This is a genomic window from Novispirillum itersonii subsp. itersonii ATCC 12639 (assembly GCF_000381985.1).
Taxonomy (GTDB): domain Bacteria; phylum Pseudomonadota; class Alphaproteobacteria; order Rhodospirillales; family Rhodospirillaceae; genus Novispirillum; species Novispirillum itersonii.
Genome location: NZ_KB907337.1, coordinates 346574 through 367393, shown reverse-complemented (window position 1 = coordinate 367393; position 20820 = coordinate 346574). Strand labels below are relative to the sequence as shown.

Annotated in this window: 16 protein-coding genes; 2 read left to right on the top strand and 14 right to left on the bottom strand. The window is 62.6% G+C overall.

Going from position 1 to position 20820, the window contains the following annotated elements:
- Positions 1-27 precede the first annotated feature (27 nt).
- The 9 genes from hfq to G365_RS0101630 form a co-directional block, all read right to left on the bottom strand.
- Positions 28-279: an RNA chaperone Hfq gene (gene hfq / locus G365_RS0101670; protein WP_019643762.1), complete on the bottom strand. Its 252-nt coding sequence runs from the start codon at positions 277-279 to the stop codon at positions 28-30.
- A gap of 115 nt (positions 280-394) precedes the next feature.
- Positions 395-1078 carry an HAD family hydrolase gene (locus G365_RS0101665; protein WP_019643761.1) on the bottom strand — a complete coding sequence of 228 codons (684 nt, stop codon included), beginning with the start codon at positions 1076-1078 and terminating at the stop codon, positions 395-397.
- Positions 1078-2457 carry a Trk system potassium transporter TrkA gene (trkA, locus tag G365_RS0101660; RefSeq protein WP_019643760.1) on the bottom strand — a complete coding sequence of 460 codons (1380 nt, stop codon included), beginning with the start codon at positions 2455-2457 and terminating at the stop codon, positions 1078-1080. Before trkA ends, G365_RS0101665 begins: the two co-directional genes overlap by 1 nt.
- A gap of 42 nt (positions 2458-2499) precedes the next feature.
- On the bottom strand, positions 2500-3885 hold the full coding sequence (ntrX, locus tag G365_RS0101655; RefSeq protein ID WP_019643759.1) for a nitrogen assimilation response regulator NtrX: 1386 nt from the start codon (positions 3883-3885) through the stop codon (positions 2500-2502).
- Positions 3875-6151, bottom strand: coding sequence for a sensor histidine kinase NtrY-like (locus tag G365_RS0101650; RefSeq protein WP_019643758.1), 2277 nt, complete (start codon positions 6149-6151; stop codon positions 3875-3877). Before G365_RS0101650 ends, ntrX begins: the two co-directional genes overlap by 11 nt.
- Before the next feature lie 4 nt (positions 6152-6155).
- Positions 6156-7592, bottom strand: coding sequence for a nitrogen regulation protein NR(I) (gene ntrC, locus G365_RS0101645; protein WP_019643757.1), 1437 nt, complete (start codon positions 7590-7592; stop codon positions 6156-6158).
- Positions 7589-8734 (bottom strand): two-component system sensor histidine kinase NtrB, encoded by a 1146-nt coding sequence (locus tag G365_RS0101640; protein ID WP_155976081.1) that lies wholly within the window; start codon positions 8732-8734, stop codon positions 7589-7591. Before G365_RS0101640 ends, ntrC begins: the two co-directional genes overlap by 4 nt.
- Before the next feature lie 14 nt (positions 8735-8748).
- Complete coding sequence (gene dusB / locus G365_RS19860) at positions 8749-9762, bottom strand: tRNA dihydrouridine synthase DusB (RefSeq protein ID WP_019643755.1); 1014 nt, start codon at positions 9760-9762, stop codon at positions 8749-8751.
- Positions 9763-9882: 120 nt separating this feature from the next.
- On the bottom strand, positions 9883-10689 hold the full coding sequence (locus tag G365_RS0101630; protein ID WP_019643754.1) for a cytochrome C assembly family protein: 807 nt from the start codon (positions 10687-10689) through the stop codon (positions 9883-9885).
- A gap of 294 nt (positions 10690-10983) precedes the next feature.
- On the opposite strand from G365_RS0101630, the gene G365_RS0101625 reads away from it, so the two are divergent.
- Entirely contained in the window at positions 10984-12141 is a 1158-nt protein-coding gene (locus tag G365_RS0101625) for a bifunctional 2-C-methyl-D-erythritol 4-phosphate cytidylyltransferase/2-C-methyl-D-erythritol 2,4-cyclodiphosphate synthase (protein WP_026345008.1), read from the top strand.
- A gap of 138 nt (positions 12142-12279) precedes the next feature.
- Here the strand turns inward: G365_RS0101625 and clpB are convergent, their stop codons facing one another.
- Complete coding sequence (gene clpB, locus G365_RS19855) at positions 12280-14907, bottom strand: ATP-dependent chaperone ClpB (RefSeq protein WP_019643752.1); 2628 nt, start codon at positions 14905-14907, stop codon at positions 12280-12282.
- A 229-nt stretch (positions 14908-15136) separates the two neighbouring features.
- On the opposite strand from clpB, the gene G365_RS0101615 reads away from it, so the two are divergent.
- Complete coding sequence (locus G365_RS0101615; RefSeq protein ID WP_019643751.1) at positions 15137-15910, top strand: MOSC domain-containing protein; 774 nt, start codon at positions 15137-15139, stop codon at positions 15908-15910.
- Positions 15911-15990: 80 nt separating this feature from the next.
- Here G365_RS0101615 and G365_RS22565 read toward each other — a convergent pair whose 3' ends face one another.
- The 4 genes from G365_RS22565 to hemA all read right to left on the bottom strand — a co-directional run bounded on the left by G365_RS22565 (position 15991) and on the right by hemA (position 20820).
- Positions 15991-17232: a DUF4167 domain-containing protein gene (locus tag G365_RS22565; RefSeq protein WP_019643750.1), complete on the bottom strand. Its 1242-nt coding sequence runs from the start codon at positions 17230-17232 to the stop codon at positions 15991-15993.
- 361 nt (positions 17233-17593) lie between these two features.
- Positions 17594-18445, bottom strand: coding sequence for a peptide chain release factor N(5)-glutamine methyltransferase (gene prmC / locus G365_RS0101605; RefSeq protein WP_019643749.1), 852 nt, complete (start codon positions 18443-18445; stop codon positions 17594-17596).
- Positions 18445-19500, bottom strand: a complete 1056-nt coding sequence (gene prfA / locus G365_RS0101600; RefSeq protein ID WP_019643748.1) for a peptide chain release factor 1 — start codon at positions 19498-19500, stop codon at positions 18445-18447. The genes prmC and prfA overlap by 1 nt, the downstream gene beginning before the upstream one ends.
- A 6-nt stretch (positions 19501-19506) precedes the next feature.
- The gene (hemA, locus tag G365_RS0101595) at positions 19507-20820 is read right to left on the bottom strand and encodes a glutamyl-tRNA reductase (protein WP_019643747.1); all 1314 of its coding nucleotides are present in this window, start codon (positions 20818-20820) and stop codon (positions 19507-19509) included.

The following is a 20820-nucleotide window of genomic DNA, read 5'->3' as shown; positions in this document are numbered from 1 at the left end:
GCCCCACGGTAAGGATCAGCACGCCGATCAGGCGTCAGCTTCGTCCTTATTGGGTTCAAACAATTGAATCGGCCCGCCCGGCATGATGGTGGAGATGGCATGCTTGTAAACAAGCTGAGTATGACCATCCCGACGCAGCAGCAGCGAGAAGTTATCGAACCACGTAACAATACCCTGCAACTTGACGCCGTTCACCAGGAACACGGTCACAGGAGTCTTGTTCTTGCGGATATAATTGAGGAAAACATCCTGCACGTTCTGTGTCTTTTCATTCGACATGTCTTCACACCTTCCGCTGTTTTTGTTGCCCCTGCCGGGGTCGCGCGCTGCCGGAGCATCCGGCCTTAAGACCCGGCGTCAGAACACCGGGCCTTCTTTGGTATCATTTCCAAGGTCACTTGGAAACTGCAAGATTTCGCAAGAAGATAAGAAACTCATCGCAACTGCGAAATACCTGCCCGGGAGTGTAGGGTACAAAGTGGTCACCGCCCGGCGGATCAGGGTTGATCAGCACCGGCCAGCAGCCGGCGGCATGCCCGCATTCCATATCAATCCGGTTATCACCGATAAACCACACATCCGGCCCCGGCTGAATCCCTGACCCCGCCAGCGCCATCTCCACCGGGGCCAGCGCGGGTTTATCCTGCGCCGCGTCCCCTGCCCCGACCAGATGCCGGAACAGCGGGGTCCAGCCCAGATGCTCCGCCTCCTGACGCAGAAAAGTCCCGGTCTTATTGCTGACCACAGCAACCCAGAGACCAAGGGCGCGCAGATGATCCAGTACGTCTTTGGCCCCATTCAGGGGCACCAGCTGTTCCAGATGGATTTCAGCGAAGGAACGATAGAAGAAATCCCGCGCCTCTTCCCACCGCTCCCCGAACATCTCGGGAAAGCTGTCCCGCAGGGATTTTGCGATATGCACCCGGGCGTAGGCCTCGGTCCACGGCTGCTGCTCCATGTGCACCAGCGTCCGGTTCAGGGCGGCGATCAGGCACGGCCAGGTGTCAACCAGCGTGTTATCCCAGTCGAATAAGACAGCACGGGGCAAGACAGAACGGGGCATGCTGACGGCAGTCATCAGAAGTATTCCAGACGGACGGAGAACATCTTTTCCACCTTCTTCACCGCATCAGCGGCGGCAAACAGAACCACCCTGTCACCGGTTTCAATCACCGTCGTTCCACGCGGGGTAATGACCGTGTCACCCCGCACCACGGCCCCCAGCACCACCCCGTTCGGCAGCTTCACATCCTTCACCGGCTTGCCGACCAGCGGCGACGTTTCCATCGCATCGGCCTCGATCAGCTCGCCGAAGCCTTCATGCAGCGAATGCACAGAGTGTATCCGCCCCCGCCGCACATGCAGCAGAATGTTCGACACGGTGATCGAGCGGGGATTGACCACCACATCAATCGACAGCGGATTGACCAGAGAGTTATAGGCGGTCTTGTTCAGCAGGGTGATCGCCCGTTTGGCCCCGTAACGCTTGGCCAGCAGCGAGGCCAGAATATTGGTCTCGTCGTCGTTGGTCACCGCCACCACCGCCTCGACCGAACCGATGTTGGCTTCCTGCAGCAGATCAAGGTCAAGCACATCGCCATTCAGCACCACGGTGCGGTTCAGGCTGCGGGCCACAGCTTCGGCGCGGTCTTTATTGACCTCGATCAGCTTGGCAGAAATCTGCGGATGGTTCTTTTCCAGCGACTGGGCAAGGAACTGGCCGATATTGCCGCCCCCCAGAATCAACACCCGGCGGGTATCCCCGGTGACCTGCCCGAACGCTTCCATCGCCCGTGGCACATGGGCGGTGGAGACCACAAAATACACCTGATCGCCGGGCAGCATCTGATCTTCCGCCGCCGGTACAATCGCGACATCATCACGGACAATGCCGATCACCACCAGCTGAAGGTCGGGGAACAGTGCGGAAAGCTGGCGCAGCGGCGTGTTGACCACCGGGGTCTGTTCGTGACAGCGCACACCGATCAGCTGCACCTTATTGTCAGCCAGCGGAATAATATCAGTGGCCCCGGGTACCTTCAGGCGGCGGGTCACGGCGCGGGCGACCTCAATCTCCGGGCTGATGATCACGTCGATCGGCAGATGCTCGCGGCAAAACAGCGTGCCCCACATCGGATCAAGGTACGACTGGTTCCGTACCCGGGCGATTTTCGTCGGCACGTTAAACAGCGAATGCGCCACCTGACAGGCCACCATATTGACCTCGTCAGCATAGGTGACGGCAATCAGCATGTCAGCGTCGCGGGCCCCGGCCTGTTCCAGCACATCAGGGTGGCTGGCGTGACCGACCACAGCCTTGACATCCAGCGTATCCTGAATTTTGCGGATCAGCTCAGGCCGCTGATCAATCACCGTGATATCGTTGGTTTTTTCCGCCGCCAGATAGCGGGCGATATTGTGGCCGACCTGTCCGGCCCCACAGATCAAGACTTTCATCCGTCAGGTTTCCTGTACTCGCCAGCAGGGCGGCGCGGTGGGTTACGCCTTGGTTTTTTCGTCGCCGGTCACACCCAGCGACTTCAGTTTCCGGTGCAGGGCAGACCGTTCCATGCCAACAAACTCTGCCGTGCGGGAGATATTGTTGTTGAAACGGGTCACCTGCGCCAACAGGTATTCCCGTTCAAACATTTCCCGCGCGTCCCTCAAAGGCAACGCCATGATTTCCGCCGAGTTTTCCAGCCGCAGCACCGCCGGGGCGATCGAGCCGATTTCGGCAGGCAGCATATCAGCCCGGATCGGGTCCCGCTGATCGCCCGGCACCATGATCAACAGCCAGTCAATCACATTGCGCAGCTGCCGGACGTTGCCCGGCCAGTCATAGGCCTGAAGGGCAGCCATCGCGTCATCCCCGATCCGGCGCGGCACCGTCCCCGCGACCTGAGCCGCCTTTTCCATCATCTGGGTCGCCAGCAGCGGGATATCGTCGCGGCGCTCCCGCAGGGCCGGCAGCTTCAGCGGAACCACGCTCAGGCGGTAAAACAGATCTTCGCGGAAATCGCCGGAAACGATGGCGGCCTGCAGGTCGCGGGTGGTGGTGGCGATCACCCGCACATCGACGGAGACCTTTGTATTGCCACCAACCCGCTCAAACACCTGATCCTGCAGGACCCGGACGATCTTGCCCTGCGTTTCCAGCGGCATATCAGCCACTTCATCCAGCAGCAGGGTGCCGCCGTGGGCCTGCTCGAAGAAACCGACCTTACGGTTAGGGCCCTCGCCATCGGTGCCGAACAGCTCCACTTCCATCCGGTCGGGATGCATGGCGGCGCAGTTGACCACCACAAACGGCCCGGCAGCCCGCTTGGACTTGGCATGCAGCATCCGCGCCGCAACTTCCTTCCCCGATCCGGCCGGACCGGTGATCAGCACGCGGGAGCCTGAAGGGGCCACCTTAGCAATGGCATTGCGGACCTGATTGATGGCGCTTGAGGTGCCGTGCAGATCATCCGGGCCACCGGCAACACTTTTAAGCTGCTGGTTTTCGCGCTTCAGCTCGGTGGTTTCAATGGCACGCTCAACCGTCACCAGCAGGCGGTCAGTCTTGAATGGCTTTTCAATGAAATCATAGGCGCCGCGCCGCAGGGACGACACCGCCGTTTCAATCGTACCGTGGCCGGACATCATCACAACCGGCACATCAGGATGGTCACGGCGGATGGTCTCAAGAACCTCCAGGCCATCCATCTTCGAACCTTCAAGCCAGATATCAAGCAGGACAAGGCCCGGCCGACGGTCATTCACCGCCGCCAGTGCGGCCTCGGCAGTGCCGACATCGCGGGTGACGTATCCTTCGTCCTCCAGAATGCCGGAGAGCATCAGGCGGATATCTGACTCATCGTCAACAATGAGAATTTCACGCGCCATGGTTGGTCACGCTGCTGTTAAGTCCGGTCAATGACGGTTCTGTATCCATAGAACTGCTCAGAAGCACGCTGATACGTGCTCCCCCCCCTTCCGCATCTTCAAGTATCAGATCAGCCCCATGGTCTTCCATAACTTTCTTGACGATCGCCAGCCCAAGACCGGTCCCCTTGGCACGGGTGGTGACATAGGGTTCGGTCAGACGGTTGCGGTTTTCCTTCGGCAGCCCCTTGCCGTTATCGGTGATGGAAATGCGGATCTGGCGCATCCCCTGGGCTTCCTGCCGCTCTTCCTGCAGGACAACGGCAATTCGCCCCGGCTCTGCCGGGTCCTCGCGGCCATCAATGGCCTCCACCGCATTTTTCAGCAGATTGGTGAACGCCTGCACCAGCAGACGGCCATCACAGGAAAGGTACACCGGACTGACCGGCTGATCGAGACTGAACGTGATTGCCGGATAGGCCGTGCGCTGTAAAAACACCGACTGATACAGCAGTTCATTCAGGTTCTCCCGCCGCATCACCGGCTGGGGCATCCGCGAAAACGACGAAAACTCATCGACCATCCGCCCGATATCACCGACGTGGCGGATAATCGTCTGGGTACACAGCGAAAACGTCTCCGGGTCCTCGGCAATCTGACGCAGGTACTTGCGCTGGAGCCGTTCCGCCGAAAGCTGGATCGGGGTCAGCGGATTTTTGATTTCGTGGGCAATGCGCCGCGCCACATCGGCCCAGGCGGCGGTACGCTGGGCGGCCTGCAGGGCGGTGATGTCATCAAAGGTGAAAACCGTGCCGATCACCTCTCCCGACAGACTTTCCCCCGCCGCGCGCACCAGCAGGGTGCTTTTATTGCCATCCCGGGTCAGTTCCATCTGGGTCTGGGCCGTCAGATCTTCGCGCCGCCCGGCCTGCTCCAGCAACTCGACAAATTCCGGCAGGCAGTCTGACAGCGGGCAACCGATCAGCGCTTCCGGCTCGACATGCAGAAGCTGCGCCGCAGACCGGTTGACCAGCGTGACAGTTCCATCCGGCGCGGTGGAGATCACCCCCGCCGTCACCCCGGCCAGTACCGTTTCGGTGAAGCGGTTCCGTTCATCCAGCGCCCGGTTGGTGTTCAGCAGATCCTGCTGCTGCGATGAAATCTGACGGGTCATGCGGTTAAAGGCCCGTGACAGCGCCGCCACCTCGTCGGTGGCGGTGATTTCAGACACCCGGACAGACAGGTCGCCGGTGCGCATCCGCTCTGATGCATCAATCAGCTCGCCGATCGGGCGGGTCAGACGGGTGGCGATGCTCAGGCCGACCCACACCGCCGCAAACAGCAGCAGCAGGGCCACCACCACGAAAATCAGGGAAAACTTGATGACCAGATCAGACCGGCCGGTCTGAAGCGAGTGATAGTCCTTCACCGCCCGGTTGGTACGGGAAATATGCTGGATGACAGAGGGGTCAACAAACCGCCCGACATACAGATACAGCTCGGGGAAAGTATCAAGCTTCATCAGCGCGCGGACACGGTCATCGTTCTCGCTGGTCAGCACCGCGACTTCACCGTTCTGCGCCCGCTCCATCGCCCAGAACGGCACATCCTCAAACTGCAGGGAGAACGTATACCCGGCACGGGACTGCACTTTGCCCGAGGTGTCGAAGACCACAATCTCCGTCAGGCCGCGCAGGTTGGCCTGACTGGCCAGAAACCGTTCAAGATTCTGCTGCGACAGCGAAAGGCGGGCCCAGTTGCGCTGCAGATCGTTGGCCACCACCAGCGCCTGCCCGGCGATCTGCTGCTGGTGTTCCCGCAGATAAGACTGTGCCACGGCCTGCGATTCCGACAGGGCCGTGCGGACCCGTTCGCCAAACCATGACTGGATGGAGATATCAAAAAACAGCGCCGAAAAGACAGCCATCAGAATCGCCGGTGTGACCGCCACCGCACTGAACAGGCCGACAAAGCGCAGGTGCAGCCGCGTTCCGGCCCCGCCGCTGCGGCGGTCAAGCCACAGGCGGATCAGCCGCCGCGCCACCACCGCCGCCAGCACCAGCAGCAGCACCAGATCAAGATTGATCAACACCAGCAGGGCGTTGGAATCCGGGTTAGACGGGGCCCACACCCCGGTCATCACCCCATAGGTGGCGATGCCCGACAGCAGCGCGGCCAGTGTCAGCGCAATCGCCAGCTTCCGGCCCAGATGCACACGCCGTCCCCATACCCCGATGCGCATCAGCACACGGGGGGACTTCATCAACTGGCCGAGCGCCTGCAGCATCTGTTTATTTCAGGCCCTTCAGCCCGGAAATTTCGAGGTCCTTGATCTTCTTCCGCAATGTGTTGCGATTCAAGCCCAAAACCTGCGCCGCCCGGATCTGGTTCCCCCGTGTCGCCTCCAGCGTCAGGGCGATCAGCGGGCGTTCCATCTCCCGCAGGATGCGGTCATACAGGCCGCTGGGCGGCAGACTGCCCGGATGGGCATCAAAATAAGCACGCAGGTGACGCTCGATCGTTTCCGACAGGCCCTCGTTGACGTCGCCCTGCTGCGGGGGCGGCGCTTCCAGATTGACCAGCTCCATCTCCACCGCATCCAGCGGAATCACTTCTTCCACATGCAGGGCCGCCAGACGCCGGATCAGATTTTCCAGCTCGCGGACGTTGCCGGGCCAGCGGTGGCGCTTCAGACGCTCCATCGCCGCACTGTCCATCGCCTTCAGCGGCAATCCTTCCTCCGCCACCCGGCTGAGGAAGTGACGGGCCAGCTCGGGGATGTCCTCTGACCGCTCGCGCAGCGGCGGCAGGCGGATCGGCACCACGTTCAGGCGGTAATAAAGATCTTCACGGAACAGACCCTGCCGGATCAGCTGGGTCAAATCCCGGTGGGTGGCGGCAACAATACGCACGTTGGTCTTGATGGCAGACCGCCCGCCGACCGTGGTGTATTCCCCCTGCTGCAGCACACGCAGCAGGCGGGTCTGCGCCTCAATCGGCATATCCCCGATTTCGTCAAGGAACAGCGTACCGCCCTCAGCCTGCTCAAAACGGCCCTGCGCCCGGGCCGTGGCCCCGGTGAAGGCCCCGCGCTCATGGCCAAACAGTTCTGACTCGATCAGCTCGCGCGGAATGGCCGCCATGTTGAGAGCGACAAACGGCCCGTTGCGGCGCTTGCCGTATTCGTGCAGGGCGCGGGCGACCAGCTCCTTCCCGGTCCCGGACTCCCCGGTGATCATCACCGTCAGATCGGTGTTCATCAGGCGGGCCAGCGTCCGGTAAATATCCTGCATCGCCGTTGAGCGGCCGATCAGCGGCAGGCGTTCCTCATCCTCTGCCGTTGCTGCCGATGACGGCGCCGATTTCGGCAGCGACAGGCCCCGGCGGACCACCGCCACCAGCTCCTGCAGATCAAAGGGCTTGGGCAGATATTCAAACGCACCGCGCTCGTTGGCTTTAACCGCCGTCAGCAGGGTATTCTGCGCGCTCATCACGATCACCCGCAGATCCGGGCGCAGCTTTTTAATCCGCGGCAGAAGGTCCAGCCCGTTTTCATCGGGCATCACCACATCGGTGATCACCAGATCGCCATCGCCGTCGCTGACCCAGCGCCACAGGGTCGCCGCGTTGCCGGTGGTGCGCACGTCATATCCGGCGCGGGTCAGGGCCTGCGTCAGAACGGTCCGGATCCCGTGGTCGTCATCGGCAACGAGAATGGTGCTGCTCATCGGGGGGCATTTCCAGTGGATGTGGAGGCGGCTGCCCAGTCGGGCGCGGGGCGGCTGCGCACAATCGGCAGCATCACCTTAAACACGGTACGGCGGGGCATGCTCTCGAACTCAACGATACCGCCATGATCGTTGATCAGCTTGGCCACCAGCGGCAGCCCAAGGCCGGAACCTTTCGGCTTACTGGTGATAAACGGGTCAAACAGGTTTTCCCGCAGGTCTTCGGGGATGCCGCTGCCGTTATCCTGCACCGCCACCACCAGCGGCAGGCTCATCATGGTGCGGGCCCCCGGCAGGGCAACACGGACCCCGTGCTGATAGGCGGTGCTGATCACCACCTCCCCCCCTTCATCCGGGCAGGCTTCGGCAGCGTTTTTAACCAGATTCAGAAACACCTGAATCAGCTGGTCGCGGTTGCCTGACACCGGCGGCAGCGACGGGTCGTAACGCTCAATAAAGCGGACCGACCGGCCAAAGCCATTCTCGGCCACCCGGCGCACATGCTCCAGCACTTCATGAATGTTCACCGGGGTCCGCTCCAGCGGACGCTCATCAGAGAACACCTCCATCCGGTCAACCAGCTTGACGATGCGGTCGGTTTCATCGCGGATCAGTTTGGTCAGGGTCTTATCCTCGTCCCCGACCACCATTTCCAGCAGCTGCGCCGCCCCCCGGATGCCCGACAGCGGGTTTTTGATCTCATGTGCCAGCATTGCCGCCATCGCGGTGACGGACCGCGCTGCCCCACGGTGTACCAGTTGCTGACCGATCTTCATCGCCAGCGTATGTTCGACGATTGACAGCACCACCCAGCCGGAACGGTCCACCATCGGCGAAACCTGCAGCGTCACTTCCCGCTGCCCGGTCCGCAGGGAATCCAGAACCGCACCATGCTGCGAGACCGGACTGCGGGTTTCCAGCGACTGCCGCACCAGGGCGCAGACGATAGAATCGGGGGGTAAAAGCTCGTCAAGGCGGCGATCCCGCAGCATCGGGGCGCTGGCCTCGAACAGCTGCTCCGCCGACAGATTGGCATCGCGGATGACATTAGCGTCATCAATCACCAGAATGGCGTTGGGCAGGGTGGACAACACCGCCCCCAGATCGGCCCCGCTGCGGGGCTGTGGTGATCTGTCACTCATGTTCCCGCCCCCCATCAGGCTGCCTGCTTCCGGTCATCGTCATCCCCACTGCGGGCAGACAGGAACGCAACGATCTTGCGGCGGGCCGTCTCAGCACAGTCTTCGGTCTGGAACGTCTCGCGGAACTCCTTACTGCCCGCCAGACCGTGAATCCCCCAGGCCACATGCTTACGGGCAACCCGCAGGCCCTTTTCCCGGCCGTAATGGGTCAGGATCTCGTCAAAATGCTCCAGCAATATCTCAAGGCGCTCGGCCACGCCGGGCTCCTGCGGTGCGGTGCCATGCCGCAGAAAGGCCCCGATCTGCCCCAGAAGCCACGGCCGCCCCTGCGCACCGCGCCCGATCATCACCGCATCAGCCCCGGACTGTGCCAGCGCCTGACAGGCACTGTCGGTATCGAGGATATCGCCGTTAACGGTCACGGGCAGCGAGATCGCCTGCTTCACCGCCCGCACCTGCGCCCAGTCTGCCGTGCCGGTATACATCTGGCAGCGGGTCCGTCCATGCACGGTCACCATCTGCATCCCGCTGTTTTCGGCAATGCGGGCCAGCGCGGGGGCGTTCAGGTGATCAGCATCCCAGCCCAGGCGCATCTTGACGGTTACCGGCACCGACACGGCCCTGGCCACCGCTTCCATAATCCGTCCGGCAAGGATCTCATCCTTCATCAGCGCAGAACCGGCATACCCCTTGACCACCTTTTTGACCGGACAGCCCATATTGATGTCAATCAGGGCCGCGCCACGGTCAGCATTCATCTTTGCCGCTTCAGCCATCACATCCGGCTCATTTCCCGCCAGCTGGACTGCCATCGGGAATTCGTCATCGCAGGGTGTGCTCATCCGCAGGGTATCGGCATGGGCCCGGATCATCTGACTGCTGGCGATCATCTCTGAATACACCAGTCCGGCCCCGAAACGACGCGCCAGCCGCCGGAACGGCCGGTCCGTCACCCCCGACATGGGGGCCATCAGGGCAGGATGTTCGATCACCAACGGACCGATATGCAGGGCGGACAAAAGGGGCATGGCCGAAAACAGTATCCGTCAGAAGGCTGAGGCCTGCATGATAATTAGGCAGGCCTGTCAGGAGCAATCAAAAACGGTCTGACGCGCCCAAAAAAACGGCATCCCCGTCATATTCTGTGATTATGCGCGGTTCAGGAGAACTTCGCTGACAAATTTCACCCCTGGATAAGCAAGGGTGAGCAGAAGATACGCAAATAAGACCATTCGCGCCGCCATCTGCCCCCGGGTGCCGACAAGCCGTTTTGCCGCCAGCAACGCACCGATCACCACAAAGGCCAGAATGCTGAGGGTGGTTTTATGATCCAGCGCCAGCAGCCGGTGCCGCTCCATCCATTCCACCGCCATCCCTGACAGCAGGCCAATGCCCAGAACCACCTCAGAATGAATCAGCATGGAGGTGGACAGATGCTCGCTGTCGGCCACCGACGGCAACTGACGGCTGAATGCGTTCGGGCGCTTCTGCTTCAGGGCCCGTTCCTGCAGAAAGGCCGCGCAGGCCGCGACAGCCGAAAAGGTCAGGAAGGCATAGGTCATCACCCCGACGGCGATATGCAGCACCACCCAGCCGGTGGGAAATTCCACGGCCAGCGGCTTGCCGACCGCATGCTGCCACACCGTGGCAAACAGCCCCAGCAGCAGCAGATAGGGGGCCAGCAGCGGCATCAGCCGCCAGCCCTGCCGCAGCAGCACAGCCCCGATCAGGAACATCCCCCAGGTGATGGCAATCACCACCCACAGGGCAGGCGCCAGCCCGCTGACCCATCCGGCCCGCAACACAAAGGCACTCTGCGCTGCGCTGCCCCCCAACGCCAGAAGCAGGCTGGCCCAAAACGCATGCCCCCGTTTCGCCCCGGGGCGAAACGTCAGCAGGACGGCGGGGATCAGGGTGGCAAGCGCCGTCAGGGAATGGAGTGTTTCTGCGGACATGGCGCGATCATACCCAGTTCCCACATAAAGACAACAACCTGACGACACCCCTTCCAAGTCCGGGCTTACGCCCGGATGGCCCAGTTCCCGCATAAAGACAACAACCTGACGACACCCCTTCCAAGTCCGGGCTTACGCCCGGATGGCCCAGTTCCCGCATAAAGACAACAGCCCGCCGATACTGCCGGGTCACTCCCCGCACAGACCCCGATGCGGAACACCGGCCTTGCCCGCCCCGGCGAAGGCGCTAAAGTGGCGACCTTCATCCCCGCCTTTTTCACCGGATGCCCCACCATGAAAGTTGCCGTTGTCGTTGTTGCCGCCGGGCGTGGCTCCCGCTTCGGATCGACCATCCCGAAGCAGTATCTGCCCCTGAACGGTCAACCCCTGCTGCGTCACAGTCTGGCCACCTTCTGCGCCCATCCGGCCGTGCGCGGAGTGGTGACGGTGATCCATCCCGACGATCGCGCCCTGTATGATGCCGCCGCCGACGGGCTCACGGTTCTTCCCCCGGTCCATGGCGGGGCCGAACGGCAGGACAGTGTCAGGATGGGACTGGAAGCCCTTGATGGAAAAGGCTTCGATGCTGTCCTGATCCACGATGCGGCCCGCCCCTTTGTCAGCCGCCGGGTGATCGACAGCCTGCTGAACGCCCTGCTGACTGATGCCGGGGCAATCCCCGGTCTGCCGGTGGTCGATACCGTCAAAAAGGTCAATGCCGACCGCCGCATCCTGTCTACACAGCCCCGCGACGGTCTGTGGCGGGCACAGACCCCGCAGGCCTTCCGGTTTACCGAGATCCTTGATGCCCACCGCCGCTTTGCGGACCGCGCGCTGACAGACGATGCCGCCGTTCTGGAAGCCGCAGGCGGTTCCGTCGTCATGGTGGAAGGTGATGCCACAACCCTGAAAGTCACAACCCGCGATGACCTGTCCGGCCTTGGTCAGTCCCCTCAGACCCTGCTGGAACCCCGGACCGGCAGCGGCTTTGACGTGCATGCGTTTTGTGAAGGAACCTTCGTAACTCTTTGCGGTATAGAAGTTCCACACACCCACGGCCTTGCCGGACATTCCGACGCCGACGTCGGCATTCATGCGCTGGCCGATGCCCTGTACGGGGCGATCGGGGCCGGCGATATCGGCAAGCATTTTCCCCCCACGGACATGCGCTGGAAAGGCGCCCCGTCCGATATTTTCCTCCGCCATGCCGCCACCCTGATCTCGGCCTGCGGCGGGCGGATCAGCAACGTCGATCTGACCCTGATCTGCGAAACCCCCAAGGTTGGCCCGCACCGGCTGGCGATGGTACAGCGCCTTGCCGAAATCATGGGTATTTCCGCCGCCCGGGTCAGCGTTAAAGCCACCACCACCGAACAGCTCGGCTTCACCGGCAGAAAAGAAGGCATCGCCTGTCAGGCCACCGCCACGGTTATGCTGCCGCCCTGCGACTGACGGCCCTGCCTTGTCTGAAAAAACGGGAGCAGAGACAAAGCCCTGCTCCCGTTTTTTCATCGTCTGCTGTTCAGTCGGTCTGTCAGAAAGTGCCCGCAGAAAAAGCAGGCAAAGGTTTTGCCGCGGACAGAGACTGACTTAATGAACGGCCCGGGTCGGTGGGGTCGGTGCTGCATCCAGATCGACCACAACCGGGGTACCGTTGATGGTCAGCCGCCCATCCTGCGCACTGACATGAATGGTTCCCCCATCGCGGATCGCCCCTTCCAGCAGCAGCATCGCCAGCGGATTTTCCAGATGGCGCTGGATCACACGCTTGAGCGGGCGCGCCCCGTAAACCGGGTCATACCCCTTATCCGCCAGCCAGTGCAGGCCTTTTTCGTCGATTTCCAGCTCCATCTTACGGTCAACCAGCCGCTGACGCAGACGGGCAAGCTGAATATCAACGATGCCGGACATATGGCTTCGGCCAAGACGATGGAACAGCAGCACCTCATCCAGACGGTTCAGGAATTCCGGCCGGAACGAGGCCCGCACCACCTCCATTACCTCCCCCCGCACCGCAGAGGAATCCTGTCCTTCCGGCTGGTGGGCCAGAATATCAGCCCCAAGATTAGACGTCAGGATGATCAGCGTATTGCGGAAATCAACCGTATGCCCCTGCCCGTCGGTCAGGCGGCCATCATCCAGCACCTGCAACAACACGTTGAAAACATCCGGGTGCGCTTTTTCCACCTCGTCAAACAGCACAACCTGATAGGGCCGCCGCCGTACCGCTTCTGACAGGGTGCCTCCTTCCTCATAACCGACATAACCGGGAGGGGCCCCGATCAGGCGGGAAACAGCATGTTTTTCCATAAACTCCGACATATCAATGCGGACCATGGCCGTTTCATCATCGAACAGGAACGCGGCAAGCGCCTTGGTCAGTTCGGTTTTGCCGACACCGGTCGGCCCGAGGAACAGGAAGGAGCCGATCGGGCGGTTGGGATCCCCCAATCCGGCCCGCGACCGCCGGACGGCATTGGCCACCGCAGTCACCGCCTCCGACTGGCCGATCACCCGGCGCGCCAGCGCCTCTTCCATCCGCAGCAGCTTATCGCGTTCACCTTCCAGCATTTTATCCACCGGAATACCGGTCCAGCGGGAGACAACCGCCGCGATCAGCTCCGGCGTTACGGTTTCCTGCACCAGCCCGCCCTTGCCCTGCCGGTTTTCAGCGATATCCAGCTTCCGTTGCAGAGCCGGAATAACGGCATACTGCAATTCCCCGGCGCGCTCATACTGGCTGTTGCGCAGGGCCTGATCCAGTTCCTGACGGGCCTGATCAAGGCTTTCCTTCAACCGGGTTGCCCCGGCCAGAACGTCTTTCTCCGCCTTCCAGCGGGCCGTCAGGGCGGTGGATTTTTCTTCCAGCTCAGCAAGCTCTTTCTCCAGCTTTTCCAGCCGGTCGCGGGAGGCTTCGTCCGTTTCCCGCTTCAGGGCCTCACGCTCGATCTTCAGCTGGATCACCCGACGGTCGAGTTCATCCAGATCCTCGGGCTTGGAGTCCACCTCCATCCGCAGGCGGCTGGCGGCCTCATCGACAAGGTCAATCGCCTTGTCCGGCAGAAAACGGTCTGCGATGTAACGGTTAGACAGCGTCGCGGCGGAAACCAGCGCCGCGTCGGCAATCCGCACCCCATGATGCAGTTCGTACTTTTCCTTAATCCCGCGCAGGATCGAGACCGTATCCTCGACGCTTGGCTCATTAACGAACACCGGCTGAAACCGGCGCGCCAGAGCGGCATCTTTTTCAACATGCTTGCGGTATTCGTCCAGCGTGGTCGCCCCGACGCAGTGCAGCTCGCCACGGGCGAGAGCCGGTTTGATCAGATTGGCGGCATCCATCGCGCCGTCGCCCTTCCCGGCCCCGACCAGCGTGTGCATCTCGTCAATAAACAGAACGATGCCGCCTTCGGCTGCCGTCACTTCGTTCAGCACCGCCTTCAGGCGTTCCTCGAACTCACCACGGAACTTAGCACCGGCAATCAACGCCCCCAGATCCAGCACCATCAGGGTTTTGCCGACCAGCGATTCCGGGACGTCACCATTGACGATGCGCAGGGCCAGACCTTCCACCACGGCAGTCTTACCGACACCGGGCTCCCCGATCAGCACCGGGTTGTTCTTGGTCCGGCGCGACAGCACCTGAATCGCCCGCCGGATCTCTTCATCACGGCCAATCACCGGATCCAGCTTGCCATCCCGGGCCGCCTGCGTCAGATCGCGGGCATACTTTTTCAGGGCATCATACTGCCCCTCGGCCCCGGCGGAATCCGCCGTGCGGCCCTTGCGCATCTCTTTAATCGCAGCGTTCAGGCCGTTGACGGTGACACCGGCCTGTTTCATCGCCGTACCGGCGTCGGTGCCGGGGTAAGAGGCCAGCGCCAGCAGCAGATATTCAGCGGTGACAAAGCTGTCCCCGGCTTTTTCCGCCATGTCCTGCGCCATAACCAGCACCCGCGACAGCGCCTGCGCATAATACATCTGACTGGCACCTTCCACCTTCGGCAGGCGGTTGACGGTGTCATCATTCTTCTGGCGCAGGGTATCGACCGAGGCCCCGGCTTTGCCCAGCAGGCCAGAGGCCACCCCTTCACGGTCATCCAGCAGGGCCTTCAGCAGATGTTCGGGCGTAACCTGCTGGTGGCCTTCGCGCAGGGCAATGGTCTGCGCCGCCTGAATGAACCCTTTGGCCCGGTCAGTGAAAGTCTCAAAGTTCATAATCTGATGTCCTCGGAATGAGCGACAGGGAAAGGGGGCCCCGTCAGCGGCAGCCCCGGTTTTCTATCAACTGTGGCATTATACCACAGACATCGACATAAGCGGTCCCCCTTAACCTGCAAGGGGTATTTGCAGAATTTCGCAGGCTTGCCGAAAATGGCATTTTTTCCTGTCTGGAATCGGTGTAAGCCGTTGACTTGTGCTGCGGCGCGGAAAATGATCGGTCATCATGAAGACTGTCACGCACCTCTATCGCCACCCCGTCAAGGGGCTGAGCCCGGAAGCCCTCTCCGTCGCCACCCTGCGCCCCGGTCAGGGGCTGGTCGGCGACCGACGTTTTGCCATCGCCCACGGATCGACACCGATTGATGCGGGCGTACCGGAATGGCTGGCCAAGAAAAACTTTCTGATGCTGGCGAAAAACCCACGTCTGGCAGCCCTGACCACCCGGTGGGATGAGGCAACCACCACCCTGACCATCGAGCGTGATGGCCGCAAGGTGGCCTCGGCCAATATCGGCAGCCCCATCGGGCGGACCCGGCTGTCTGATTTTCTGGCGGCCTATCTCAAGGATGAGGTCCGCGGCACCCCCAAGGTGATCGACGGCGGCGACAGTGTGGTCTTTTCCGACCATGACGAGCCGGTGGTGGCCCTGCTGAATTCCGCCAGTCTGGCAGATCTGGAACGGGTCGCCGGACGCCCGCTGGACATGCGCCGTTTCCGGGGTAACATCATCATCAACGGCCCGGCGGCCTGGGATGAATTCAACTGGATCGGCCGCGATATCAGCATCGGCTCCACCCGCCTGTGGGTGAAGGAAAAGATCGGTCGCTGCTCCGCCACCAGCGTTGACCTCGACAGCGGGGCCGTTGACATCAACGTTCCGCTGACCCTGAAGAAGGGATTTGGTCATAGCTGCTTTGGCGTTTATGCCCGTGTGCTGGAAGGGGGAGACATCCGCCTGGGTGATCCGGTGGAAGTCCACGGATCTGTCGAACGCTAAAGGCCTTTTCCCGGACAAAGAACCGGCTGGCCCAATACAAAGCGGGCCGGAGAATATCTCCGGCCCGTTTCGTTTTTCACTCAGCCTTCAGTGCTGTCGGCGTTGTCGGCTGCGGCAGCGGTCCGGCGCCGACGCGGCTTTTTGGCCGGTTCCCCAGCCTCAGCCTCTGCAACCGGGGCCGGAGCGGCCTCAGCAGCCGGAGCGTCTTCGGCAGCAGGGGCCGCAGCAGCGGTGCGGCGGCGGCGCGGTGCCTTGGCCGGGGCAGCTTCAGCCTCTGCGGCCGGGGCCGGGGCGGCCTCAGCAGCCGGGGCCGCTTCCTTGACCACATCTTTGGCTTTTGCGCGAGTTTCCTTGACCGGGGCCGGTGCGGCGTCAACCACAGCCACCGGGGCCTCGACGACCGGACTGGCGACCACCGGGGCAGATACCACAGCATCGGCAACCGGGGCGGCAGCCACCGGCATCTCAGTCACAGGCACGGCGTCGGTGACACCCTCGGTGCCCTCAGCCGGCTGCTGGTCGCGGCGGTTGCGGTTGCGGTCGCGGCGGCGTTCGAAATCACGGCTATCGCCCCGCTCGCCCCGGTCACGGGTGTTGTCGCGGTCACGGGTATCGCGGTTACCATCACGGTCGCGGTTATCCCGGCGGCCATCGCGGTTGTCGCCGCCTTCGCCGCGCTGGCGGTTGCGATCCCGGCGGTCACCCCGGTTATCGCGGTCGCCGCCCTGACGGTCCCCACCCTGACGGTCGTTATTCTGACGGTCACCACGGTCGCGGTATTCGCCCCGGTTCCCCCGGTTGTCCCGGCGATAGCCTTCATCGGCTTCATAGCCGTCAGCATCACCATAAGACCCGTCATCGCTGACAGTATGGGACTGACCTGCCGCCATCAACGAGGCCGTGGCCGCGCCGATCGGCTCCACCACCGCTTCTTCGTTTTCATCGTAGAAGTCATCCGGGCTATCGCCCAGCTGGGCCTGATCGACCAGATGAATCACCCGCTGCGGGTTGTTCTGGTTCATCGCCACGATGATGCGATAGTAGTGCTCGGCGTGCTGCAGGTAGTTTTCCATCAGAACGCGGTCGCCCTGCGCTGCCGCATCGCGGGCCAGCGCCTGATATTTCTCGACCACCTGATGGGCGTTGCCACGCACCCGGATCCCCGGACCGTTGCTGTCGTAAACCTGATTGCGGGACGGACCGCGCCCCTTTTGGGGCGGATTGTTGTTGTTACGGCCGCGCATGCGGCCTTTATTGTTCGGGCCTGACTTCATGACTCCGTCAACATTATGCAGGCGGTCGCCAAAACTGACGGACCGCATTAACACAGCCGTTCCCCGCCGGTTTCCTCGCGGAATCCTGAACCTGCTGCATTCCACAGCAGGGGGCGATCTCACAGGGAGATGATTACGTGACGCCGCAGCAGGGGCTTTGTGTCCTGAAGCCGTCCCGGCAGAAAACGGATGATCCGCCTGCCCAGAACACCCATCCGATCATGACATCTCTGTCATTGGGGTTATCTGTCTGTATGGAGTTGGCTTGGGTGCGCGCCCCTGTCGGTTTTGGCGCCGCATTTCGCTACCCTAAGCGGCTGCGCACGCGGTTCCAAGCTCTTTTTGCATCCACGGTTCTTTTTTTTAGCAGGCAGACTTTCCCGCCACACCGCAGGATGCCGCCCGCAGGCTATTCCCGTTCCAGCAGGCCGGAAACACAGCGGTCAACCCCGCCCAGATCGGCCCGGACGCGGATATGACTGAACCCCGCCAGCGCCAGCAGATCAGCCACCGCCGCCGCCTGCCCGATCCCGACCTCAAGGGCGAGAAGACCGCCCGGCGACAGCAGGGATTTCGCCTGCGGAATCAGCACCCTGTAACACCCCAGACCATCATGGTCATCGCCTACCAGCGCTGTCAGCGGATCATGATTCCGCACCTCGGGGGCCAAAGCGGCGATATCGGCTGCCGGAATATAGGGCGGATTAGAGACAATCACATCAAACGGCCCGCTGATCCCGGCAGCCCAGCTTGCCTGCACAAAGGTCGCCCGCTGCGCCAGACCACAGCGCACCGCGTTACGCGCCGCCAGCCCCACCGCCTCTTCCATCAGGTCGGTCCCGACCCCCTGCGCCTGCGGATATTCACTCAGCAATGCCAGCAGAATAGCCCCGGTGCCGGTACCAAGATCGAGGATACGGCCCGGTGGAGTGACGCAGCGGTCCAGCACGTCCTCGACCACCGTCTCGGTATCCGGGCGGGGATCAAGGGTAGAGGTCCCGACCTCCAGATCCAGCGTCCAGAAACCGCGCACGCCGAGGATACGGCTGACCGGCTCCCGCGCCTCCCGGCGTCGGGCGTACTCATCAAGCCGCAGCCGGGCAAGCTCTGACAGCGGCAGATCGGGGCGCAGCAGAATATCCTGCGGGCGGATCCCCGCCACGGCGGCCACCAGCAACCGCGCATCCAGACGGGCGGTGTCTATTCCGGCAGCGGCAAAGCGTGGGGTCAGGGCCGCAACCGCGGCTGCCACGGTTTCCATCAGTCCAGTTCCGCCAGACGGCTGGCCTGATCCTCGGCGGTCAGGGCATCGACAAATTCATCCAGACCGTCGCCCTGCATCACCCGTTCAATGGTGTAGCTGGTCAGGCCGATCCGGTGATCCGTCACCCGCCCCTGCGGAAAATTATAGGTCCTGATCCGTTCGGAACGGTCGCCGGAACCGACCTGTGACCGGCGGTCCGCCGCCCGTTCGTCATCCAGCCGCCGCCGCTGCTCGTCATACAGTTTGGCCCGCAGCATCGCCATCGCCTTGGCGCGGTTTTTGATCTGGCTCCGCTCTTCCTGACAGGCAACCACCACCCCAGTGGGAATATGGGTGATCCGGACGGCGGAATCGGTGGTGTTGACGTGCTGCCCCCCGGCCCCCTGCGAGCGGTAGGTATCAATCCGCAGGTCATTTTCGTTGATCTGCACATCAACATCCTGTGCCTCCGGCAGCACCGCCACCGTCGCCGCCGAGGTATGAATACGCCCGCCGGACTCCGTCTCCGGTACCCGCTGCACCCGGTGGACCCCGGATTCATACTTCAGGCGGCCGAACACATTGCGCCCGCTGATCTGGGCCACCGCTTCCTTATAGCCACCCAGCCCGGTTTCGTTGACGTCCATCACCTCAAAGCGCCAGCCCTTGACGGCGGCATAGCGTTCGTACATCCGCAGCAGGCTGGCGGCAAACAGGGCGGCTTCCTCACCGCCGGTTCCGGCCCGCACTTCCAGAATGGCGTTGCGTTCATCGGCCTCATCCTTCGGCAACAGGGCCAGACGCACCGCCTGCTCCATCTCCGGGATCAGCTTTTTCAGCCGGTGGAACTCTTCCTCGGCCAGATCCTTCATCTCGGGATCAGCCATCAGGGCACCGGCCTCGGCAAAATCGGCCTGAACCTTCCGGAAGGCGCGGATCTGCTCCACGACCGGATCAAGCTCCGCCAGTTCCTTAGACAGCCGGGGGATGTCGGCCTTCGGATCATGGGCCAGAAGGTCACTCAGTTCGTCATGCCGGGCCAGAACCCGGCTTAGTTTTTCATCCAGAGACACGGGGTGTCATCCTTCGTCATTCTTTTCGGACGGGGCAGAACCGCCCCGCTGTTTTAAAGAGCCCGATGGCTGAAACAGCCGCAGCAGCAGGGCTTCGGCCTGTGCCGCCTGCGCCCGCTCCGCCTCGGTGCCTGCCGCCAGATGGCGCAGCACCTCTGACGGGCCGTGCAGCAGGCGGGCCACCAGCAGATGCGTTGCCTTTTCCGCATCCGGGTGGCCATCGTGCAAAATACGCTGGCGTTCGGCCTCAAACAGCCGGTGAAGGGCCGCAATGGCCGGAACCGCCGCCCGTTCAGCCTGCGCCTTCAGAAAGGCCTCAACCTCTGCCGTGACAATTTCCCATGCCGCCGAGGTCGCGGCCTCCCGCCGGGACAAGCCCTGATGCGCCACCCGCTCCAGATCTTCCAGATCATAGAGAAAAGCGTTGGAAATACGGTTGACCGCCGGTTCAACATCCCCCGGGACCCCGACATCAAGAAACAGGATCGGTTTTTGCCGCCGTTGCTTCAGGGCGGCGGTCACCGCCTCAGCCGTCACCGCCGGGGTGCGGCTGCCGATAGAGGTCACCACCACATCAGCCTCGGCAATCAGCCGGGAAATCTGATCAAAAGGCACGCCCTGACCATTCAGGGTCCGGGCCATCTGCTCCGCCCGCACCGGGCGGCGGGCCGTGACCATCAGCCGTTCCAGCCCGGCGGCCTGCAGGGCTTCCACCGTCAGCGGGCCGATATCAGCCCCACCGGCCAGCAGAAGCGAGCACCGCTTCAGGTCACCGAACAGATCGCGGGCAGTCTGCACCGCAGAAGAGGTGACGGAGACCGGCCCTTCGGCAATCGTGGTTTCGTTCCGCACCCGCTTGGCCGCCGAAAACGCGGCCTGAACACAGGTGTCAAGGTCACCGCCCAGCACCCCCGCATCACGGGCCATCCGGTGGGCGGCCTTGACCTGCCCCAGCACATGAGGCTCCCCCACGATCATGCTGTCCAGCGACGCCGCCACCGCAAACAGGTGACGCAGGGCATCCACCCCGCTCAGGGCATAGACCTGAGCGGCCATCTCAGCCTCGGTACGGCCGGCACGGACGGCAAAGAAACGGGTCATTGCGGCCAGCACTGCCGCGCTGTCATCGCCACAGCCGATCAGCTCCACCCGGTCACAGGTGGACAGCAACATCACATCGGTCAGGCCAAGGGCCCGCGCCTCCGACAGGGCCTGCGGCATCACCGGGTCATCCACCGCCAGCGCGTCCCGCAGGGACAGGGCGCTGGACCGGTGGTTGAGACCAAGGATACAGAGTCGGGTGGCGGCGCGGTGGGTCAT